The organism is Planococcus salinus (genome assembly GCF_003719725.1).
GTDB classification, from domain to species: domain Bacteria; phylum Bacillota; class Bacilli; order Bacillales_A; family Planococcaceae; genus Planococcus; species Planococcus salinus.
Genome location: NZ_RIAX01000003.1, coordinates 248,406 through 266,811, shown reverse-complemented (window position 1 = coordinate 266,811; position 18,406 = coordinate 248,406). Strand labels below are relative to the sequence as shown.

The 18,406-nt window shown below is 45.4% G+C and carries 18 protein-coding genes; all 18 read left to right on the top strand.

Annotation, left to right across the window (positions count from 1 at the left end; genetic code table 11):
• Window positions 1-44 precede the first annotated feature (44 nt).
• The 18 genes from EEX84_RS06080 (at window position 45) to EEX84_RS05995 (ending at window position 18,350) form a co-directional block, all read left to right on the top strand.
• Window positions 45-1,112 (top strand): tartrate dehydrogenase, encoded by a 1,068-nt coding sequence (locus EEX84_RS06080; RefSeq protein ID WP_123164714.1) that lies wholly within the window; start codon window positions 45-47, stop codon window positions 1,110-1,112.
• A gap of 57 nt (window positions 1,113-1,169) precedes the next feature.
• Window positions 1,170-1,928 carry an IclR family transcriptional regulator gene (locus EEX84_RS06075; RefSeq protein WP_123164713.1) on the top strand — a complete coding sequence of 253 codons (759 nt, stop codon included), beginning with the start codon at window positions 1,170-1,172 and terminating at the stop codon, window positions 1,926-1,928.
• Window positions 1,929-2,144: 216 nt separating this feature from the next.
• The gene (locus tag EEX84_RS06070) at window positions 2,145-3,236 is read left to right on the top strand and encodes a sugar diacid recognition domain-containing protein (RefSeq protein WP_123164712.1); all 1,092 of its coding nucleotides are present in this window, start codon (window positions 2,145-2,147) and stop codon (window positions 3,234-3,236) included.
• A 142-nt stretch (window positions 3,237-3,378) separates the two neighbouring features.
• Window positions 3,379-4,791, top strand: a complete 1,413-nt coding sequence (locus EEX84_RS06065; protein ID WP_123164711.1) for an FAD-binding oxidoreductase — start codon at window positions 3,379-3,381, stop codon at window positions 4,789-4,791.
• Complete coding sequence (locus tag EEX84_RS06060) at window positions 4,784-6,121, top strand: (Fe-S)-binding protein (RefSeq protein ID WP_192892925.1); 1,338 nt, start codon at window positions 4,784-4,786, stop codon at window positions 6,119-6,121. Before EEX84_RS06065 ends, EEX84_RS06060 begins: the two co-directional genes overlap by 8 nt.
• A 6-nt stretch (window positions 6,122-6,127) precedes the next feature.
• The gene (locus EEX84_RS06055) at window positions 6,128-7,150 is read left to right on the top strand and encodes a DctP family TRAP transporter solute-binding subunit (protein ID WP_123164710.1); all 1,023 of its coding nucleotides are present in this window, start codon (window positions 6,128-6,130) and stop codon (window positions 7,148-7,150) included.
• 13 nt (window positions 7,151-7,163) lie between these two features.
• The gene (locus EEX84_RS06050) at window positions 7,164-7,655 is read left to right on the top strand and encodes a TRAP transporter small permease (RefSeq protein WP_123164709.1); all 492 of its coding nucleotides are present in this window, start codon (window positions 7,164-7,166) and stop codon (window positions 7,653-7,655) included.
• The gene (locus EEX84_RS06045) at window positions 7,652-8,977 is read left to right on the top strand and encodes a TRAP transporter large permease (RefSeq protein ID WP_123164708.1); all 1,326 of its coding nucleotides are present in this window, start codon (window positions 7,652-7,654) and stop codon (window positions 8,975-8,977) included. The genes EEX84_RS06050 and EEX84_RS06045 overlap by 4 nt, the downstream gene beginning before the upstream one ends.
• A gap of 13 nt (window positions 8,978-8,990) precedes the next feature.
• Entirely contained in the window at window positions 8,991-9,740 is a 750-nt protein-coding gene (locus EEX84_RS06040; RefSeq protein ID WP_123164707.1) for an SDR family NAD(P)-dependent oxidoreductase, read from the top strand.
• On the top strand, window positions 9,733-10,218 hold the full coding sequence (locus EEX84_RS06035; protein ID WP_123164706.1) for a PPC domain-containing DNA-binding protein: 486 nt from the start codon (window positions 9,733-9,735) through the stop codon (window positions 10,216-10,218). The genes EEX84_RS06040 and EEX84_RS06035 overlap by 8 nt, the downstream gene beginning before the upstream one ends.
• The gene (locus EEX84_RS06030; protein WP_123164705.1) at window positions 10,218-11,699 is read left to right on the top strand and encodes a class I adenylate-forming enzyme family protein; all 1,482 of its coding nucleotides are present in this window, start codon (window positions 10,218-10,220) and stop codon (window positions 11,697-11,699) included. The genes EEX84_RS06035 and EEX84_RS06030 overlap by 1 nt, the downstream gene beginning before the upstream one ends.
• Window positions 11,696-12,829, top strand: a complete 1,134-nt coding sequence (locus tag EEX84_RS06025; RefSeq protein ID WP_123164704.1) for a thiolase C-terminal domain-containing protein — start codon at window positions 11,696-11,698, stop codon at window positions 12,827-12,829. The genes EEX84_RS06030 and EEX84_RS06025 overlap by 4 nt, the downstream gene beginning before the upstream one ends.
• Window positions 12,830-12,832: 3 nt before the next feature.
• A complete protein-coding gene (locus tag EEX84_RS06020) occupies window positions 12,833-13,135 on the top strand; it encodes a Zn-ribbon domain-containing OB-fold protein (RefSeq protein ID WP_123164703.1) in 303 nt (100 codons plus the stop codon).
• Window positions 13,136-13,311: 176 nt separating this feature from the next.
• The gene (locus EEX84_RS06015; protein WP_123164702.1) at window positions 13,312-14,466 is read left to right on the top strand and encodes an acyl-CoA dehydrogenase family protein; all 1,155 of its coding nucleotides are present in this window, start codon (window positions 13,312-13,314) and stop codon (window positions 14,464-14,466) included.
• Window positions 14,463-15,533 carry an acyl-CoA dehydrogenase family protein gene (locus tag EEX84_RS06010; RefSeq protein ID WP_123164701.1) on the top strand — a complete coding sequence of 357 codons (1,071 nt, stop codon included), beginning with the start codon at window positions 14,463-14,465 and terminating at the stop codon, window positions 15,531-15,533. Before EEX84_RS06015 ends, EEX84_RS06010 begins: the two co-directional genes overlap by 4 nt.
• Window positions 15,514-16,320, top strand: coding sequence for an enoyl-CoA hydratase/isomerase family protein (locus EEX84_RS06005; protein ID WP_123164700.1), 807 nt, complete (start codon window positions 15,514-15,516; stop codon window positions 16,318-16,320). Before EEX84_RS06010 ends, EEX84_RS06005 begins: the two co-directional genes overlap by 20 nt.
• A gap of 31 nt (window positions 16,321-16,351) precedes the next feature.
• Window positions 16,352-17,539: a CaiB/BaiF CoA transferase family protein gene (locus EEX84_RS06000; protein ID WP_123164699.1), complete on the top strand. Its 1,188-nt coding sequence runs from the start codon at window positions 16,352-16,354 to the stop codon at window positions 17,537-17,539.
• Between the two features lie 22 nt (window positions 17,540-17,561).
• Window positions 17,562-18,350 (top strand): IclR family transcriptional regulator, encoded by a 789-nt coding sequence (locus tag EEX84_RS05995; RefSeq protein ID WP_123164698.1) that lies wholly within the window; start codon window positions 17,562-17,564, stop codon window positions 18,348-18,350.
• The last annotated feature ends 56 nt before the right edge of the window (window positions 18,351-18,406 follow it).

The window sequence follows — 18,406 nt, the reverse complement described above, 5'->3', positions numbered from 1 at the left end:
TTTTTTATTCAAGATTTTTATTCAAATCGAAAAGAGGGAATTTCATGGATGTTTATAAAATCGCCTTAATACCTGGAGATGGTGTGGGGCCGGAAGTAATTGATGAAGGTGTAAAAGTGCTTGAAAAAATTGCTGAAATGGATGGTGGTTTCCGTTTTGAGTTTACACGTTTTCCTTGGGGCTGCGAATTTTACAGCGAAACCGGCAAAATGATGGATGAAGATGGCATGGAGCAGCTGAGTGAGTTCGACGCCATTTACCTGGGGGCAGTCGGATTCCCGGGAGTTCCGGATCATATTTCCCTATGGGATTTACTGCTCAAAATCCGCAAAGGTTTTGATCAGTACATTAACCTTCGCCCCATCAAATTATTAAATGGAGCACCTTGCCCCCTGACCGAAAAACCGGACATCGATATGCTGGTCATCCGTGAAAACAGCGAAGGGGAATATGCGGGAGCAGGCGACTGGCTGTTTAAAGACAAACCGGAAGAAGTTGTGCTGCAGACGGGTGTCTTTTCCCGTAAAGGAACAGAACGGGTAATCCGTTATGCATATGAAGAAGCACGAGCAGCCGGAAAAACGCTTACAAGCATCAGTAAAGGCAACGCATTAAATTATTCGATGGTTTTTTGGGATCAGGTGTTTGAAGAAGTCGGCAAAGAATACCCGGATGTAAAAACAGCTTCTTACCTTGTGGATGCGGCAAGTATGTTTTTCGTGCTTGATCCGACACGGTTTGAAATTGTGGTTACTTCGAACTTATTCGGTGATATTCTAACCGATCTGGGAGCAGCACTGACTGGTGGGTTGGGGTTGGCGGCAGGAGCCAATATTAACCCTGAAAAATCATACCCTTCCATGTTTGAGCCAATTCATGGCTCTGCGCCGGATATCGCCGGAAAAGAATTGGCCAACCCTCTCGCAGCTTTATGGTCTGCAAGCCAAATGCTTGATTTCTTCGGTCAGGAAGACTGGGGAAAAAGACTTTTAAATACCATTGAAGACTTGATGGTGGAAAATAAAGTGCTGACACCCGATATGAAAGGGCAGGCGACTACAAAAGAAGTTGGCGACCAAGTTGTTGAAATGCTGACGGCTAAAGTTGTCTGAACCTGCTTTTTATCGGCTCTTTTACGTACTCATATAATTCAGGGAGGCTACTAATTTATGAACCAAAGCGTTATCAAAGCCTTGCAGTTACTGGATTATTTCAAAGAACATCCAGAGCTGACACTTGCCGAATTGGCCACACTGGACAAAATGCCAAAACCCACCACATACCGTCTGATTTCATCACTGGAAGCAAGCGGATTTTTGACAAAAACGAAGCATACCAGTCATGATGTGAAATACCGCTTGGGATTGAAGCTATTGGAGTTAGGAAGCTACGTGGCAGACCAACTGGATTTTCGAAAGATTGCCTTGCCCCACATGCAGCAGTTGAACCAACAATTAAACGAAGCAGTCCATTTAGCGGTTTTAGAAGGAGAAGAAGCCGTCTATGTGGAAAAAATAGAAAGCAAAAAACATATCCGCCTTTACAGCAGGGTAGGAGGGCGGACTCCTCTCTATTTAGGGTCGGGTCCTAAGTTGCTTCTTGCCTATTCAGGACCAAAGAAAATCGCTGAATTTCTGGAGCGGACAGAACTGAAAAAAGTCACTGACAATACAATAACGGATAAAGCTGTGTTGGCTGAAGAGTTGGAGAAAATAAGGCTTCAAGGTTACTCTCATAGCCGTGCAGAGATCTATCCTGATACGGCAGGGTTTTCGTTCCCGCTTATGGACCATAATGGCAATGTGATCGCTGCATTGGTTGTCAGTGTTCCTGCAATCAAATTCAATAAAGATACAAAAGCGGTCATTATCGAAAAAATGAGAGAAACTGCCGCTAATATTTCAAAAGATTTAGGGTATAAGGGGTAATCATTATGGTCATCCATATTTATCCTGTCAAACAGTTCGGAAACTCTGAAGGAGCTTCCGAGCTTTTTTTATTCGCATGTCTCGGAGAAAGCCGGAAATTCGGGAAAGTATTCATGTTTGTCTGTACAAAGGGTGGAGGATTCAATAGATTGTCACTATAATGAAAAATATTAAAGTGCCGGAAGGTCTTAATTGATCTGGAAAGGAGGCGAGGATATGATTGATTTTGAAGATTTTGGAGCTCGGATCGTCCAGGAGCTTTCTTCACTGATTGACAAAAATGTAATAGTGACGGATAAAAACGGATTTGTGGTGGCAAGTACCGATCCGGTAAGGCTGAACTCTTATCATGAAGGAGCAGCACTTTCAATGAAAAATCAGCAGGAAATACATATGACGAAGGAGATGTGCGAGAAACTGAGAGGCGTAAAGCCAGGAATTGTCATGCCCATCATTATCGCCGGTATTCCCATTGGCGTTTTGGGTGTAACAGGGACGCTTTCTGAAGTTGAGAAATACGCTAAGTTGGTGCGCAAAGTGGCAGAATTGTTCATTACGGATTTTATGTCCCGCCAGGAGAAAGAACGGGGCATTCGTGAAATTGAATTTTTCTTTTTTGATTTGATAACTGCGGAAGCAGACAGGGAAGTTATCGAAGACCGGGCTCGAATGATCAATATGGAAATTTCACAGTATGAGCGGGTGGCACTGATCCAAACTTTTCAACAATGGGAAATTGCGGATGTCGAAAACCTCCTGAAAATGCAAACCATTCATCCGGAGCTGAAAATATTCAGGTGGGGATTGGAAAAACTGGTGTTGCTGTTGCCGAACATTCCGAAACATCAATTGTGCGAAAGTTTAAAAGGTCTTTCAAGAAAGATGGAGAAAAAGGCCGGAAGGAAATTGCCGATCGGGATTGGCAACGTCACAAGTTTTGACAAATTGGGCGAATCTTTTAAACAAGCAGAGATGGCTGTTTCTGTATCCGCTTTGCAGGGAGAAATGATTTTCGAGGAAGATTTGAAATTGGAGCTGCTGTATCATTCCATCCCACTTGAAGTACGGAAGGAATTTTTAAATAGAACCATTGCTCCTTTGTTAAAAGAAAAGGAACTGCTCCACAACTTGGAAGTTTGGATTCAGAAAAAGAAATCCCTGAAAGAAGTGGCGGAGGAACTTCACATCCACAAAAATACGTTAAGTTATCGTTTGGGCAAAATCGAATCGCTTTTGAATGTGGATCTGACGGATAACAACGACATTGCGATTCTTTATACTGCCATCCGTTTGTTACGGAAATCATGACACTCTGACCTGCAGAGTGTCTTTTTGTTTTTTTGTACAAAAAAACAGAGGGAAGCATGTCGAATTTTGTCTATATATCCATAGAGTAAAAAGAGTTTGAATATTATCATTAGTTAAAACCTTCGGGAAAGGAGGCGGAAAAGTGGAACTGGAAGCTACAAAACCTTTTTTGTCAATTGTGGGGGAAGCTAATACAAAACATTCCCAGGCACAATTGCTTGCTTACTCGTATGATGCAACGGCGAACTTTCAGGCAAAACCCGATTTGGTTCTTTCTCCATCAAGCACCGAGGAAATAGCCGATATTGTTAAACTGTGCGAGAAAAGCCAAATACCCATCATATCAAGGGGGTCCGGTACAAACTTAGCGGCGGGAACAGTGCCGACGCAAGGCGGTGTTGTCATTCTGTTTAATAATATGAAAAAAATCCTCGAATTGGACGAAGAAAACCTGACTGTCACAGTCCAGCCGGGAGTCATCACCCAAGATTTATGTTTGTTTGTTGAAAAGCACGGATTGTTTTATCCACCTGATCCCAGTTCAATGAAAATCTCAACCATTGGAGGCAATGTCAGCGAAAACTCCGGAGGACTGAGAGGTTTGAAATACGGGGTCACTAAAGATTACGTGAAAGCTATGACAGTAGTGATGCCAAATGGTGAAATTATGAAGCTTGGCGGCAAGCTGGCAAAAGATGTGGCAGGCTATGACCTGTTGTCATTGATGGTAGGTGCGGAAGGGACGCTCGGCATTATTACAGAAATCACCTTAAAGCTGATTCCGCTTCCGGCCATTAAAAAAACTGGGATTGCTTATTTTAATTCATTGGAAGATGCAGCGAAAACCGTTTCGGCCATTATCGCCAATAAAATTATACCCGTTACATTAGAGTTTATGGATAAAGGCACCATTCATGCAGTAGAGGATTTCATGTCAATTGGACTCCCCAGAGACGCGGAAGCGATGCTGCTGATGGAACAGGACGGTACAGAAGAACAGGTGGCGCGGGATATTCAAACAATGATCGGGATTGCAGAGCAGCAAGGAGCCACATCGGCGATTCTGGCAACTTCGGAAAAGCAGGCTGAGGAGTTGAAAACAGGCAGACGTGTCGCTTTATCGGCATTGTCCCGCAAGCGGCCGACGACCATTTTGGAAGATGCCACAGTACCGCGTTCGCAAATCGCCACTATGGTGAAAGCAATCCAGGAAATCGCCGCTAAGTACAATGTCCAGATCAATACATTCGGACATGCCGGTGACGGCAATCTGCATCCCACTTGTTTGACCGATGCACGGGACAAAGAAGAAATGGAGCGTGTCGAGCATGCCCTGGATGAAATTTTCCATACGGCGATTGAACTTGGTGGCACCATTACCGGTGAGCATGGAGTAGGAGAAATGAAATCTCCTTATCTCGAATGGAAGCTTGGGACAGCAGGCATTGATTTGATGAAGCACATCAAGCAAGCCGTCGACCCATTGAATATCATGAACCCTGGAAAAGTCTTCGCGAAAGAAACGAAGAAAAGGCTGGTGGTTCACAGTGGTTAGTGCCATTCAGCAAAAAATGAAGGATTCTTTTGTTGAAAATGTCAACGAGGAGTATTTGACAGATTGCATGCGCTGCGGTTTTTGCTTATCCGCCTGTCCGACTTATTTGGCCACGAATAATGATGAAACCCATTCGCCGCGTGGGAGAATTGCTTTGATGAAAGCGATGCGGGATGGTGATGTGGTATGGGATGGTTCTGTGGAAGATTCCTTCGACATGTGTCTCGGCTGTCGGGCATGCGAACCGGCCTGCCCGGCGGGGGTTCAGTATGGTGCTTTGATCGAAGAAACACGCATTGCCATCCAGCAAGTTAAGCCGAAGAAGTTCGTCGAAAAAACCGCACGAAAAGCTGCGTTTGATGGAATATTCGCTGATCAAAAGAAAATGGCCGGAACCGTTAAGCTGATTCAGTTTTACCAAAAATCCGGTTTGCAAAAAGCAACGAGGAAAATCGGTTTTCTGGATCTCTTCCCGCCGTTTATGAAGGAAATGGAAGGTGTGCTGCCGGCCGTTGAGAAGAAAAAGAAAAGGGAAAAGAAAAGGGGTAACCCGTCAAAAACGGCGACCACAAAAGTCGCATTTTTTACAGGATGTCTGATGGATACATTATTCCAGGAAACAAACCGCAAAACCATCGAAATGCTCGAATGGCTGGGAGCTGAAGTGACCATTCCTAAAGAGCAGCAATGCTGCGGGGCTCTGCATGGCCATAGTGGGGAGCTCGACAAAGGAGTGCGGAATGCGAAGGCGAATATCGATGCATTCGACTCGGATGATTATGATTACATTGTCAACAATGCCGGCGGCTGTGGAGCGTTTCTGAGCGAATACGAGAAACATTTGCAGGCAGACAGCGAGTACGCGGAAAAAGCAGCCCGCTTTTCAAGGAAGATGACTGATATCTCTTCTTTATTCGTAAAACTTGGTTTAAACGCCCGTTTGAAGGAATTAGAGTCTGAAGAAGCAGGAATCGTCACATACCAGGATTCCTGTCATTTACGGAATGTAAACAAAGTGTTTTTAGAGCCAAGGTCTCTTTTGGAAGATGCACCGGGCTTTGAATATAAAGAATTGATCGATGCGGAAAGCTGTTGCGGATCGGCTGGGATATATAATTTGCTGCAGCCGGAAATGGCCAGGCGCATCCTTGACTCGAAGATGAAGGGAGTGAAAGAGCTGCAACCGGCAAAAGTTGTTACTTCGAATCCGGGATGTTTGATGCAAATGCAGGTAGGCATCCAGCGGGAAGGATTGGAGAAAGAAATGCAGGCAGTCCATATCGTCGATTTTTTACATGAAGCAATCCACAAAAAACAAAAACAGGGGTGAAAGAGAATGTTGAAAAAGAAGTTTGGTACAGCAGCATTGGGTTTATCGGCAGCATTGATCTTGGGAGCATGTGGTTCAGAAGAGGCAGAAAATGATGCAAGCGCAGAAGGCCAACAGTATGATTTAAAGATGTCCGTAACGGTCTCGGAGTCTTCCACTTGGTATGAAGCTGCTGAAAAGCTGAAAGAAGATTTGGCGGAAGAAAGTGATGGACGCATCAATCTTGAGCTATACGGCAACGAACAATTGTCCGGTGGGGATTCAGGGAAAGCGGTAGAAGGACTGGCGAAAGGGTCCATCGACTTGACATTCAACTCAACGATCATTTACTCCATTTTGGATGACCGTTTTGGTGTAGCGAGTGCACCGTTCCTGTTTAACAACACAGACGAAGTCGATCCGGTATTCAACGGAGAAGGCGGGGAAATGCTGAAAGAAATTTTAGCTGAAAAAGGCGTCCATGCACTGGGATATGGACAAAACGGCTTCCGTCAATTGACGAACAGCAAATTGGAAGTAAAAACACCGGAGGATTTGGCTGGATTGAAAATCCGCATCCCTGGAATCACAATGTACACAGACCTTTACCGGGAACTCGGTACTGACCCGCAAACGATGACGTTCTCAGAAGTCTTTACGGCGTTGCAGCAAGGGACAATTGACGGCCAGGAAAACCCGGTGGATGTTATCCATTCTTCAAAACTGAACGAAGTACAGGATTACATGACGCTGTGGAATTATTCATACGACCCATTGGTTTTGGGGATGAACAAGAAATTGTATGATTCCATGAGCGAGGAAGACCAGGAGTTGTTTGACCGTCTTGGTAAAGAAGCAGCAGATTACCAGGTGGAAATCGCCCGCGAAAAAGAAGCTCAGCAAATTGAAGAGCTGGAAGCTGCAGGTATGCAGATCTATACACCGACAGAAGAAGAAATTGCTCAATTCAAAGAAGCGGTACAGCCTATCTACGAGCAGTATACGGACGTTTGGGGTGCCGATCTATTAAGCGCTTTTCAGGGTGAATAAGGGGGTTACTTGATTGAAGTTTTTGAATTATCTTGAAGAGGTGATTTTGTTCATTTCCTTTTTGGTGATGACAATCATTGCGTTTTCGAATATCGTTTCACGAAATCTGATTAATATCTCCCTTTCATTTACAGAAGAAATCACCATCAACCTTTTTGTATTATTAACATTTGTTGGAACAGCTGCAGGTGTGCGACGTTACGCGCACCTCGGCTTTACTTTGCTGTTTGACCGAATGAACAGAGGGATAAAAAAGGCCTTGGTAGTGTTTTCAGCATTGATGGGCCTGCTCTTGTTCGGGGTCTTGTTGTGGTATGGCATACAGATGGTCCAGTTTCAAATGGACATGGGACAAAAAACGCCTTCATTGGGATGGCCTCAATGGGTATTGTCTTCCGCCTTGCCAGCCGGTGCTTTTTTGTGCGTGATCAGAACCATTCAAGTTTGTGTTGAAGAGTTGAAAAGTATGGGGTCAGGAAAACTGGAAGGAGATGAAACGCTGTGATCGGGTTATTATTATTTGGTTTGTTTTTCGCGCTGGTGTTCCTGCGCGTTCCAATAGCCATTTCATTAGGTGTTTCATCCATTGCTGTATTGGTGACTTCCGGTGGAATTTTTGGTTTGGAAATGGTGACAGATATCATGTACACCAGTATTGCAAAATTTACATTGCTGGCAATTCCTTTTTTTATTTTGGCGGGTGTCATTATGGAGCACGTGGGGATTTCCAAGCGATTGATTGATTTTGCCCAAACACTGGTGGGCCACAGGAAAAGTGGCATTGTTTTTGTCACAGTGATTGTCGCATTGTTTTTTGCGGCTATTTCGGGTTCAGGACCAGCAACAGTTGCAGCAATCGGAGGCATCTTGATCCCTGCAATGGTGAAAAATGGCTATAAGAAAGAAACAGCTGGTGCGCTGGTAGCCAGTTCTGGCGCGATTGGGATTGTCATTCCACCAAGTATTGCTTTTATCGTTTTTGCAGTAGTAGCTGGTGATCAGATTTCGATTACCATCAGCCGGTTGTTTATTGCAGGAGTAATTCCAGGGATATTGATGGGCTTGGCATTTGTCGTAACAGCAATGATGATCCGCTCCAGGCAAATGAAAAAAGGGGAATTCATTGTTCCCGAGGATGTGGAGATCCAGAAAGCATCAGGAAAAGAGCGTTGGCGTGCATTTTTAGGCGCATTGCCCGGATTGATGATTCCGGTAATTATCCTCGGAGGTATTTACGGCGGGTTTTTCACGCCGACAGAAGCGGCAGTTGTGGCCGTGGTGTACGGGCTTCTGGTTGGAATGATTATGAACAGAAAAAATACTTTTTCCAAAATATACACTATTTTTGTAGAAGCGGCGATCCAAACAGCGGTCGTAATGATTATTGTCAGTGCGGCGTCTGTATTTGCGTATATTATTACAACCGAACAGATTGCGAGGGATATATCGGAGGGCATCATGGGCTTTACAACAAACCCGATTATCATCCTCTTATTATTGAATGTATTGCTGTTGATCGCAGGGGCATTTATTGACGCGATTTCAGCCTTATATATTTTTGTGCCGATTCTGTTGCCAATCATAGTCTTTTTAGAAGTGGATCCGACTGTGTTCGGAGTTTTCGTAGTTGTCAACTTGGCCATCGGATTGTTTACGCCACCTGTCGGTTTGAATTTATACGTAGCGGCGGGGATTTCAAAATCGAATATTGTAGATATGTCAAGGGGAGTCGTGCCATTTGTGGTTGCGGCGGTTATCGTATTATTGATGATTACATATATTCCGGCAATATCGACGTTCTTACCGGACTTACTAAATGTGGAATAGGGGAGATGGGGAAATGAAAATGCAAAACGAAGTGGCCATTGTAACAGGAGCAGCAAGCGGGATTGGCCAGGCGGTGGCTGTACAGCTGGCAAGCGAAGGTGCGCGAGTAGTATTAGTGGATTTGAATTCCTGTGAAAAAACCATCGGCATGCTCGGTGATGCGGAGTATTTGGAATGTTTGGGGGATATTCGTGATCCGGAATTTGTTAAGGCGGTCATCAATCGCACCATTGAAAAGTACGGAGAGATTCATATCCTTGTGAATAATGCCGGAACTGCCAGCCGTCTGGATTTGGAAGATATGACGCTTGAAATGTGGGACCGCGATATGGACACCAACTTGAAAGCGGCCTTCCTGTTTACACAAGCGGTCATTTATCCTCATATGAAAGAAGCAGGATATGGCCGTATCATCAATATCAGTTCGGTTTCGGGGCTTAATGGAGGAGTCGTATCCGGCGGTGATGAGAAAAACGGCCGTTCAGGTCCTGCTTATGCAGCTTCGAAAGGCGGAATCATTGCTTTGACAAAATGGGTGGCAAAAGAAGTTGGAAAGTACGGCATTACATGCAATTCCGTAGCTCCTGGTGCTACAGCTACTGCTATTACGGCAGGGGTGCCATACGATACAAGCCAACAAGTTATCGACCGTATGGGCGAACCGAATGATATTGCCAACGCAGTGATGTATTTTGCTTCAAAAGACGCCAGCTATACGACTTCACAAGTACTGAAAGTTGATGGGGGCATCAGCATTGGATAACAAACGCATTCAAGCAGTTTATGATGGAACCGCTCATCGGATAGCAGGCCGCTTGATGAAAGATGTCGATTTGTTCGAAGGAATCAAAGAAGTGTGTGTGCATTATGGTATACAAGCAGCGAATTTCCAATGTTTCGGCTCACTGAAATATGCTACTTTTCTTCAACTGGAGCGAGGAGAAGGAGAAGGAGAGCTAAGGTATTCCGGAAAAAGGCGCTCCACTTCCTCTGTCGAACTTTTATCAGGAACCGGTTTTGTCGGACACAAAGAAAATGGGGAAGTGGATGTGCATTTTCATGGAATGATGATTGATTGTGACGGCCAGTTAAACGGCGGGCATTTTATAGAAGGGGAAAATCCGGTGGCCGTGACAGTTGAATATGTTATTTTTCCATTACATGATATGCAGCTTCAACGCGGTCCGGATCCGCATTGGGGCTTGCCGGTTTTCCAATTTACACAAAGGAGTGAAGGATAATGGAGACTTTGGGCCAATTAGCGCTGAAATCAGCACACGCATATCCGCAAAAGATGGCTGTCAAAGACGAACAGCGTTCATTCACATATAAAGAATTTATCGCTCGCGCCAAAGCATTAGCTGCGATGTTCCATGATCAGGGTTTCAAAAAAGGCGACCGCATCGGTATCCTGATGTCGAACCGTTTGGAACATATTGAACTTGATATCGCCGTGGCGTTTGCCGGACTTGTCAAAGTGCCGTTGAATTACCGCCTCCATCCAAAAGAGCACCAATACATGATAGAGGATGCAGGCTTACGTATTTTGATCGGTGACCAGGAATTGATCGATGCGGTAGGACCAAATGTTGATGTACTGTATATCGGTCAGCAATATGAAAGCGCTGTCGAGAAGTATGCCGGTCAATCGTTCGACGAAAAAGTGGCGGAAGATGATCTATTCGCTATTATGTACACGTCTGGAACCACAGGGAATCCGAAAGGCGTTATGTTGTCCCATCGCAATATTATTGCAGGAGCGCTTTCGCTGGCGCAAGTATGCGAAGTGGATTACGAAGACATTATCGGGCACGTAGCCCCTTTGACCCACGGGTCGAATTTTTTGAGCCATGTTTCCTGGTTGTATGGGCTGACTCAAGTGGTCTACAGCAAATTTGAGCCGGAGGAATTTCTGGACCACTTGGAAGAGGACAAAGTTTCCGTGATGTTCCTCGTTCCGACCATGGTCAACTTGATGATTCAGCACCCGAATTTTGATGCATCAAAGCTCGCGACAGTCAAAACGATCAATATGGCAGGTTCTCCGATTGCTGCAAGTAAATTGGAAGAAGCTCTTGATAAAGCCGGCAACATCTTTGTTGAGACCTATGGACAAGTGGAAGCTCCCATGTGCATCACGATGATGCCGCGTAACGACATCCGTGATCATTTGACATCGTGCGGACGAATCGGCGTGTTTGTCGATGTGAAAATCGTTGATGACGAAAATAGGGAAGTCGCCCACGGAGAAGTCGGGGAAATCATCGCAAAAGGCTCTTTGGTCATGCAGGGATACTGGAACAATGAAAAAGCTACAGCTGAAACGCTGCAGAACGGCTGGTTGCATACAGGTGATCTGGGCTGGCGTGATGAACAGGGATATGTCCATATTGTCGACCGTAAAAAAGATGTGATTATTTCAGGCGGTGTTAACATTTACCCGCGTGAAGTGGAAGAAGTGCTGAATCTTCATAAAGGTGTCAAGGAAACCTGCGTGGTAGGGGTTCCGGACGATAAATGGGGGGAAAGTGTCACGGCTTTTGTGGTGCCTAACGGCAAAGAAAAAGTGACAGTTGAACAATTGATTGAGCTTTGCAAAGACAATTTGGCGAGTTTTAAAAAACCGAAAGAAGTCTTCATAGTGGATGAGCTGCCAAAAAGTTCATATGGCAAAATTCTGAAACGCGAAATGAAGCAGCAGCACGTGGAGGTGAGCAAATGACAAACACATATGTTCATGGCATTGGGATGACGAAGTTTGGCAAATTGGAATCTTCATTAAAGGAACTGCTGTTGGAAGCTTGCGCAGAAGCCTTGAACGACGCAGGACGTCCAAAAGTCGACGCTGTATTTGTCGGCAACTTCATGGGTGGAAGCATTTCAAACCAGGAAATCCTGGGAGCCATTGTAGCCAACGACCTTGGACTGGGATATATACCTTCCACTAAAGTGGAGGGAGCCTGTGCATCGGGAGGAATCGCCTTCCGTCAAGGAATTATAGGGATATTGAGCGGGGAATACGATACTGTCCTGGTGGCAGGCGTGGAAAAAATGAAACATGCAACGACTTCCGATGTGACACAAGCCATCAATGCAGCCATGGATACCACAACGACTGAAAAAAATGCCGGCCTCACGTTCCCGGGATTCTTCGGTGTTCTGGCAAACCGCTATTTTTACGAAGCCGGGGCATCCAAGGAACATTTGGCGCGCGTGGCTTTAAAAAACCGTGAAAATGGAGTGAATAATCCGTTGGCACAGTTTCCAAAGCCCACCACGCTGGAAGAAATAATGGAAGCCCGGATGATCACGGACCCTCTCGGTTTGTTTGACTGCTCTCCAATGACGGACGGAGCAGCTGCAGTAGTAATTTCACGGAAAAAATCACCGGTTCATGTGCGGGCCAGCTCACAGGTTTCGGGTCCGACGAAAATGCAGGATGCAGAAAATCTGCTGTCCATTCCGGCAATTGGAAAGTCTGGACGCCTGGCATATGAGAAGGCAGGCGTGGGACCTGAAGATATTGATGTCATTGAAATCCATGATTGTTTTTCCATGACAGAGATTATTGCAACAGAAGAACTTGGGTTCTTCAACCGGCTGGAAGGCTGGAAAGCCGTCGAACAAGGACGGACGAAAGTGTCAGGCGACAAGCCGGTCAACACAAGCGGAGGGCTGCTGTCCCGCGGTCACCCGATTGGCGCAACAGGTATTGCGCAAATTTATCAGCTGGTTCGTCAATTGCGTGGCAATGCTGCAAACCAGGTAGCAAATAATCCACGCTTGGCGTTGGCCCAAAATCTGGGCGGTACCGGATCTTATTCCACCGTCCATATTTTAGAGAGGGTGTAAGAGATGAAAATCTATTCATGTTGTGGGAAAGATTCAATTGCCAAGAAATATTATTGTCCTTCATGTGGAGAGTCAGAATTCAAAGAACGGGAAGTAAACGGGGAGGGAAGCGTCTACAGCTTTACAAAAATTCATATCGCTCCCTCTGAGTTTGCCCATATTGCGCCTTACAATGTCGTACTGGTCGATCTGGACGAAGCGAATGCCAAGATCACTACACGTATTGAAGAAGATGTAGAAATTGGAGACAAAGTGACACTGGACCGTATCGAGGATGGGGCTTACATCTACAAGAAGACAGCGTAAAAATGGACGACACAGAAAGCCCGGGCTTGTGCCCGGGCTTTTTGACATGCTGAAAGCAAGTAATGAAAAATAGAATAGTTAAAAAATTCGTAATTGACAAAACAATTTAATTGCGAAATAATGTACTGTATAACGATATTAATTATCGAATACCGATAAACAAGGAGGCGGCATGGTTGAAGAATTTAGACTTGCCTGTTGTGAAATTTACGCCTGAACAAAACAAGTTCAGGATGGAAGTGAGAAACTATTTAAAAAGCGAAAGGGAATCCGGCGCATTTGAAACGACTGCTGACTCATGGATGACCAGTTATTCGCCTGAGTTCTCAAAGAAATTGGGTTCGCAGGGGCTGATCGGAATGACTTGGCCAAAGCAATACGGCGGACAAGAGCGATCAGCAATCGACCGCTATATCGTCACGGAAGAGCTTCTCGCTATCGGGGCTCCAGTGGCCGCGCATTGGTTTGCGGACCGGCAATCGGGACCGCTGTTTTTGAAATTTGGAACAGATGAACAAAAAGATTTCTTTTTACCCAAAATTGCAAAAGGGGAATGCTTTTTCTCCATCGGTTTATCCGAACCGAACTCCGGCTCCGATTTGGCATCTATTCAGACGCGTGCGGAAAAAGTTGAAGGTGGCTGGTTAGTCAATGGTATGAAAATCTGGACATCCGGTGCGCATCATTCCCATTACATGATTACGTTATGCCGGACGTCGCCAAAAGATGAGAAAAACCGGCATGCGGGAATGAGCCAATTGGTCATTGATTTATCTGCCGATGGTGTTACGGTTCAGCCGATTCAATTCCTGACAGGAGAACATCATTTCAATGAAGTGTTCATGGACAATGTCTTTGTACCGGACAACCGGTTGATAGGAGAAGTTGGAAACGGCTGGAAACAGGGGATGGCTGAATTGGCATATGAGCGGAGCGGCCCCGAGCGGATTTTAAGTACTTTCCCGTTATTACAGGAAGCAGTGGAGCATTTAAAAGAGCAGAATGATGTAAGCGCTTTAGCACAAGCCCTGCAATTAGTGGCACGGATGTGGTCATTGCGCAATATGTCCATCGGAGTGGCGCAAATGCTTGAAGAAGGCGAAGATGTCAGTTTGACAGCATCATTGGTCAAAGATCTCGGAACGAAGTTTGAACAGGCCGTAGCTGAAACCGTCAGACTGTTAATTGATACCACTCCGTCAGTTACATCGGAAAAACTGATTGACCGATTAATGGCAGAATCAGTACTTCATGGACCCGGCTTTACTTTACGGGGTGGAACAACAGAAATCCTTCGTGGAATCGTAGCAAAAGGAGTGTTGGCGCAATGAGCGAAATGCAGGAATTTATTGTGGATACGACCAATAAAATTTTAAAAAAGCATGTAGCAAAAGAGTTGATTGACGCTTCGGAACAAGGCGAATGGTCAGGAAATCTCTGGGATGTGCTGGTGGAGTCCGGGCTTGTATCGGTAGGAATCGATGAGGACTTTGGAGGGACCGGCGGCGACTCAACCGATGCTTTTGCCATTTTGCGCTTAGCCGGCAAGTATGCAGCTCCAGTACCGATTTTTGAAACCATCATTGCGGGTTGGCTGCTCGCCGAACAAAAGGTCGAAACAACTTACGAACCGACTTCTTTTATTTTGGATCTGGATAATGACTTAACCGGTGATGAATTTACACTAAAACAAGTTCCATGGGGAAGGCATGTCACTCAAGTGGTTTATATCGGGAAAATCAATAACCAATATAAACTGGCTGTGTTGCCGACAGAAAAAGCACAAGTAGAAAACAATCAGAATATTGCCGGCGAACCGTTGGACAATCTCAGGTTTAAAGGACTGAATTTGGAAGAGCTTACACAATTCGAGGTTGAACGGGACAGCATCTCTGAAAAAGTGCTCAACTATGCAGTCCTTGGAAAACTGGCGATGATGGCAGGAGCCATGGAGCAGGTTCTTGATCTATCGGTGTTCTATGCCAATGAAAGACAGCAGTTCGGGCGGTCAATTGGGAGATTCCAAGCAGTCCAGCATCATTTGGCTGCGTTGGCGAGTGAAACAGCTGTTGTTCTTGCAGCGCTCAATTATGCAATAGTGGCATTTGAAGAAGGCAGCATGAAAGAGGAATTGTCTTTGGCAAAGATGAAAATTTCAGAAGCGGCCGGAACGGTGGCAGGAATTTCCCATCAATTGCATGGCGCCATCGGGATGACCCATGAACATCAATTGCATCAAGTGACCAGAAGACTCTGGGCCTGGCGGGAAGACTTCGGTAACGAAGCACACTGGGCAAAGAAATTAGCAAAAGCATATATCGAGGATAACGAGTTATCGTTATGGGACTTTATCACAAACGAAAAGCGAGGGAATGTTCATGCCGGATCTACTATTTGAAGTGAAGAATAATATCGCCACGATTACATTGAACCGCCCGGATGCCATCAATGCATTCAGCGGAGAAATGATCGATTTATGGATTGAAGCTTTGGAAACAGTCCGTGATTCAGAAGATATTCGTGTGCTGGTTGTCCAAGGGAACGGACGAGGCTTCTGTTCTGGTGGCGACATCAAAGAAATGATTGCTGGCCGGGGGTTTTATCAATCCGATGAAGACCGGATTTCGACCGGTCTGAAGAGAAAAAACTCATTATGGAAAAAAGTGCAACGGGTTCCGCTTCTGTTGCAGGAAATTGATCAGCCTGTTATCGCAAAAGTACATGGCATCGCTTTCGGCGCTGGGTTGGACATGGCATTGATGTGTGATATCCGCATTGCAGCTGAGTCGACAAAGCTGTCCGAAAGCTATGTGAAAGTAGGACTTGTACCGGGTGATGGAGGAGCTTATTTCCTGCCGAGATTAGTGGGAACAGATCAAGCCTTACATATGCTGTGGACGGGAGAAGCATTTGATGCGAAAACAGCGAAAGAAATGGGGCTGGTGACGTTTGTTGTCGGCGACGATGAGCTTGATGACTATGTTCAGAAGTATGCCGAGCGTTTGGCAGCCGGACCTCAACAGGCCATGCGCCTGACAAAACGTGCGGTGTATCAAAGCAAAGAAATGCCGCTTCGCTCATCACTTGATTTCATCTCTTCAAAGATGGGCTTGGTGATGGAATCGAATGATTTTAAAGAAGGCGTACAGGCAGTTACGGAAAAACGCAGAGCGAAATTTGAATAATCCATTTTAATTGGAAGAGAGGAGGGAGAATGTGACAAAACCGTTGGAAGACATTCGGGTACTGGATCTGTCACGCGTTTACGCGGCTCCGGCCGGGGCGATGATGCTTGGGGACTTGGGGGCCGACGTGATACGGGTTGAAACGCCGGGTGGCTCGGATAGCATGCGTGATTGGGGACCGTTTGTAAATGGAGAAAGTGCCTATTACTTTAGTGCAAATCGCAATAAGCGGTCTGTCACATTAAATTTAAATGAAGCAAAAGGCAAGGAATTATTTTTGGAGCTATTAAAGAAAGCAGATGTGGTCATTGAAAACTTCAAAACCGGCACGATGGAAAAATGGGGATTGAGCTACGCTGAATTGAAAAAAGTGAATCCGAAAATTATTACCTGTTCGGTAACAGGATTCGGCCACACCGGTCCGCTCAGTAAAAACCCGGGATTTGACCCGGTTGTGCAGGCGATGAGCGGATTGATGGATGTAACTGGGGCGAGCGACGGAGAAGCGACGAAAGTGGGCATTCCGATTGCTGATATTTTGACATCGGTTTATGTAGCATTGAGTGTCACTGCTGCCATACGCCAGCGTGACGTGACCGGGATAGGGCAGGAGATTGATTTATCACTTTTGGATGTTCAAGTGAGCAGCATGGCAAATGTGGCGAGTGCGTATTTGAATGCGGGAATGGTATCAGAGCGCCTTGGTAACCGCCACAACAATGTTACGCCTTATCAGGTATTCCAATGTTCAGATGACCCTATTATGATTTGTGCTGGAAATGACGGGTTGTTCAGGAAATTGTCAGAACTTCTTGGGCATCCGGAATGGGGATCAGATCCCCGGTATAAAACAAATCGCGTCCGAAAAGAACACGAAGTTGAATTGGTCAGTCAAATTGCTGCAATTATCGTAACAAAGAGTTCTGAAGAGTGGCTGGATAAGTTAGCGCAGGCAGGTGTACCGGCAGGACGTGTCAATAACATCGCACAGGCATTGGAACAGGAACAAGTTCAAGCCCGTGAGTCAGTGGAGACGTTGCCGCATTCGATAGCGGGTGAAGTGAAAATAATGAAAAATCCGATGCGCTTCAGCCAATTGAACATCGAAAGTACGTTGCCGCCTCCGCTTTTAGGCGAACATACGGAATCCGTTTACGGTGAATTGCTCGGTCTTGACGCTTCAGAGCTCGAGAAGTTAAAGGCAGCGAATGTGATATAATAACGGAAAAGAATGAAGTGGAATGGTGAAACTCATGTCAGAAGATAATTTTCAAAAAAACTATTCGATGTCCACTGTGCATAAAGCGATTCAGTTGATGAGGGCATTTACACGTGATGAGAAGAAGTTGAGCCTGACGGAGCTTCATAAAAAAACCGGCATCGGCAAATCGAGTCTCCAACGGCTGCTTTCAACACTCGTGCATGAGCGGTTCTTAATGAAAGACGAAGAGACAAAACAGTATTCTCTGGGAATGGAGTTATTCTTCATGGGCAGTCTGGTCGAAAAGAATGATGCGTTTTTGTCAGCTGCAGTTCCGGTGATGAAAAATCTCAGTCAATTGACAAAAGAAAATGTCTCCATCAGTGTCATCGAACAAAATGAACGCCGCTGCATTTACAATATTCCAAGTCAGCATGAGTTGTCCGCATTGACTTACATCGGCAAAACTTCTCCTTTATATGCCGGCGCTTCAGCGAAAACATTATTGGCTTTTCAAAGTGATGAGTTTATCGGAAATTATTTGGAGCAGGTGGAATTTAAGCCGATTACCGATATTACCGTGAATTCACCGGAAGCTTTAATGAAAGATATCACAGAAATCCGTCAGCAGGGATATGCCATTTCACATGGCGAACGGATCAAAGGTGCCATGTCGGTCTGTGTACCGATACACAATCGATTTATGGAAGTAACTGCGGTTTTGACGGTGACGTTGCCAAGTGTCCGGGCTGATGAATTCGATATTCCGAATTTAACTCAGGATCTGCTGAACGCTGCAGCGGCCATTGAAGAAAACATCAATTCTTGACTAGCTCCATACTCATGAGATAATTCTGATTTAAAAAGAAAGCTTTTATGGAATGA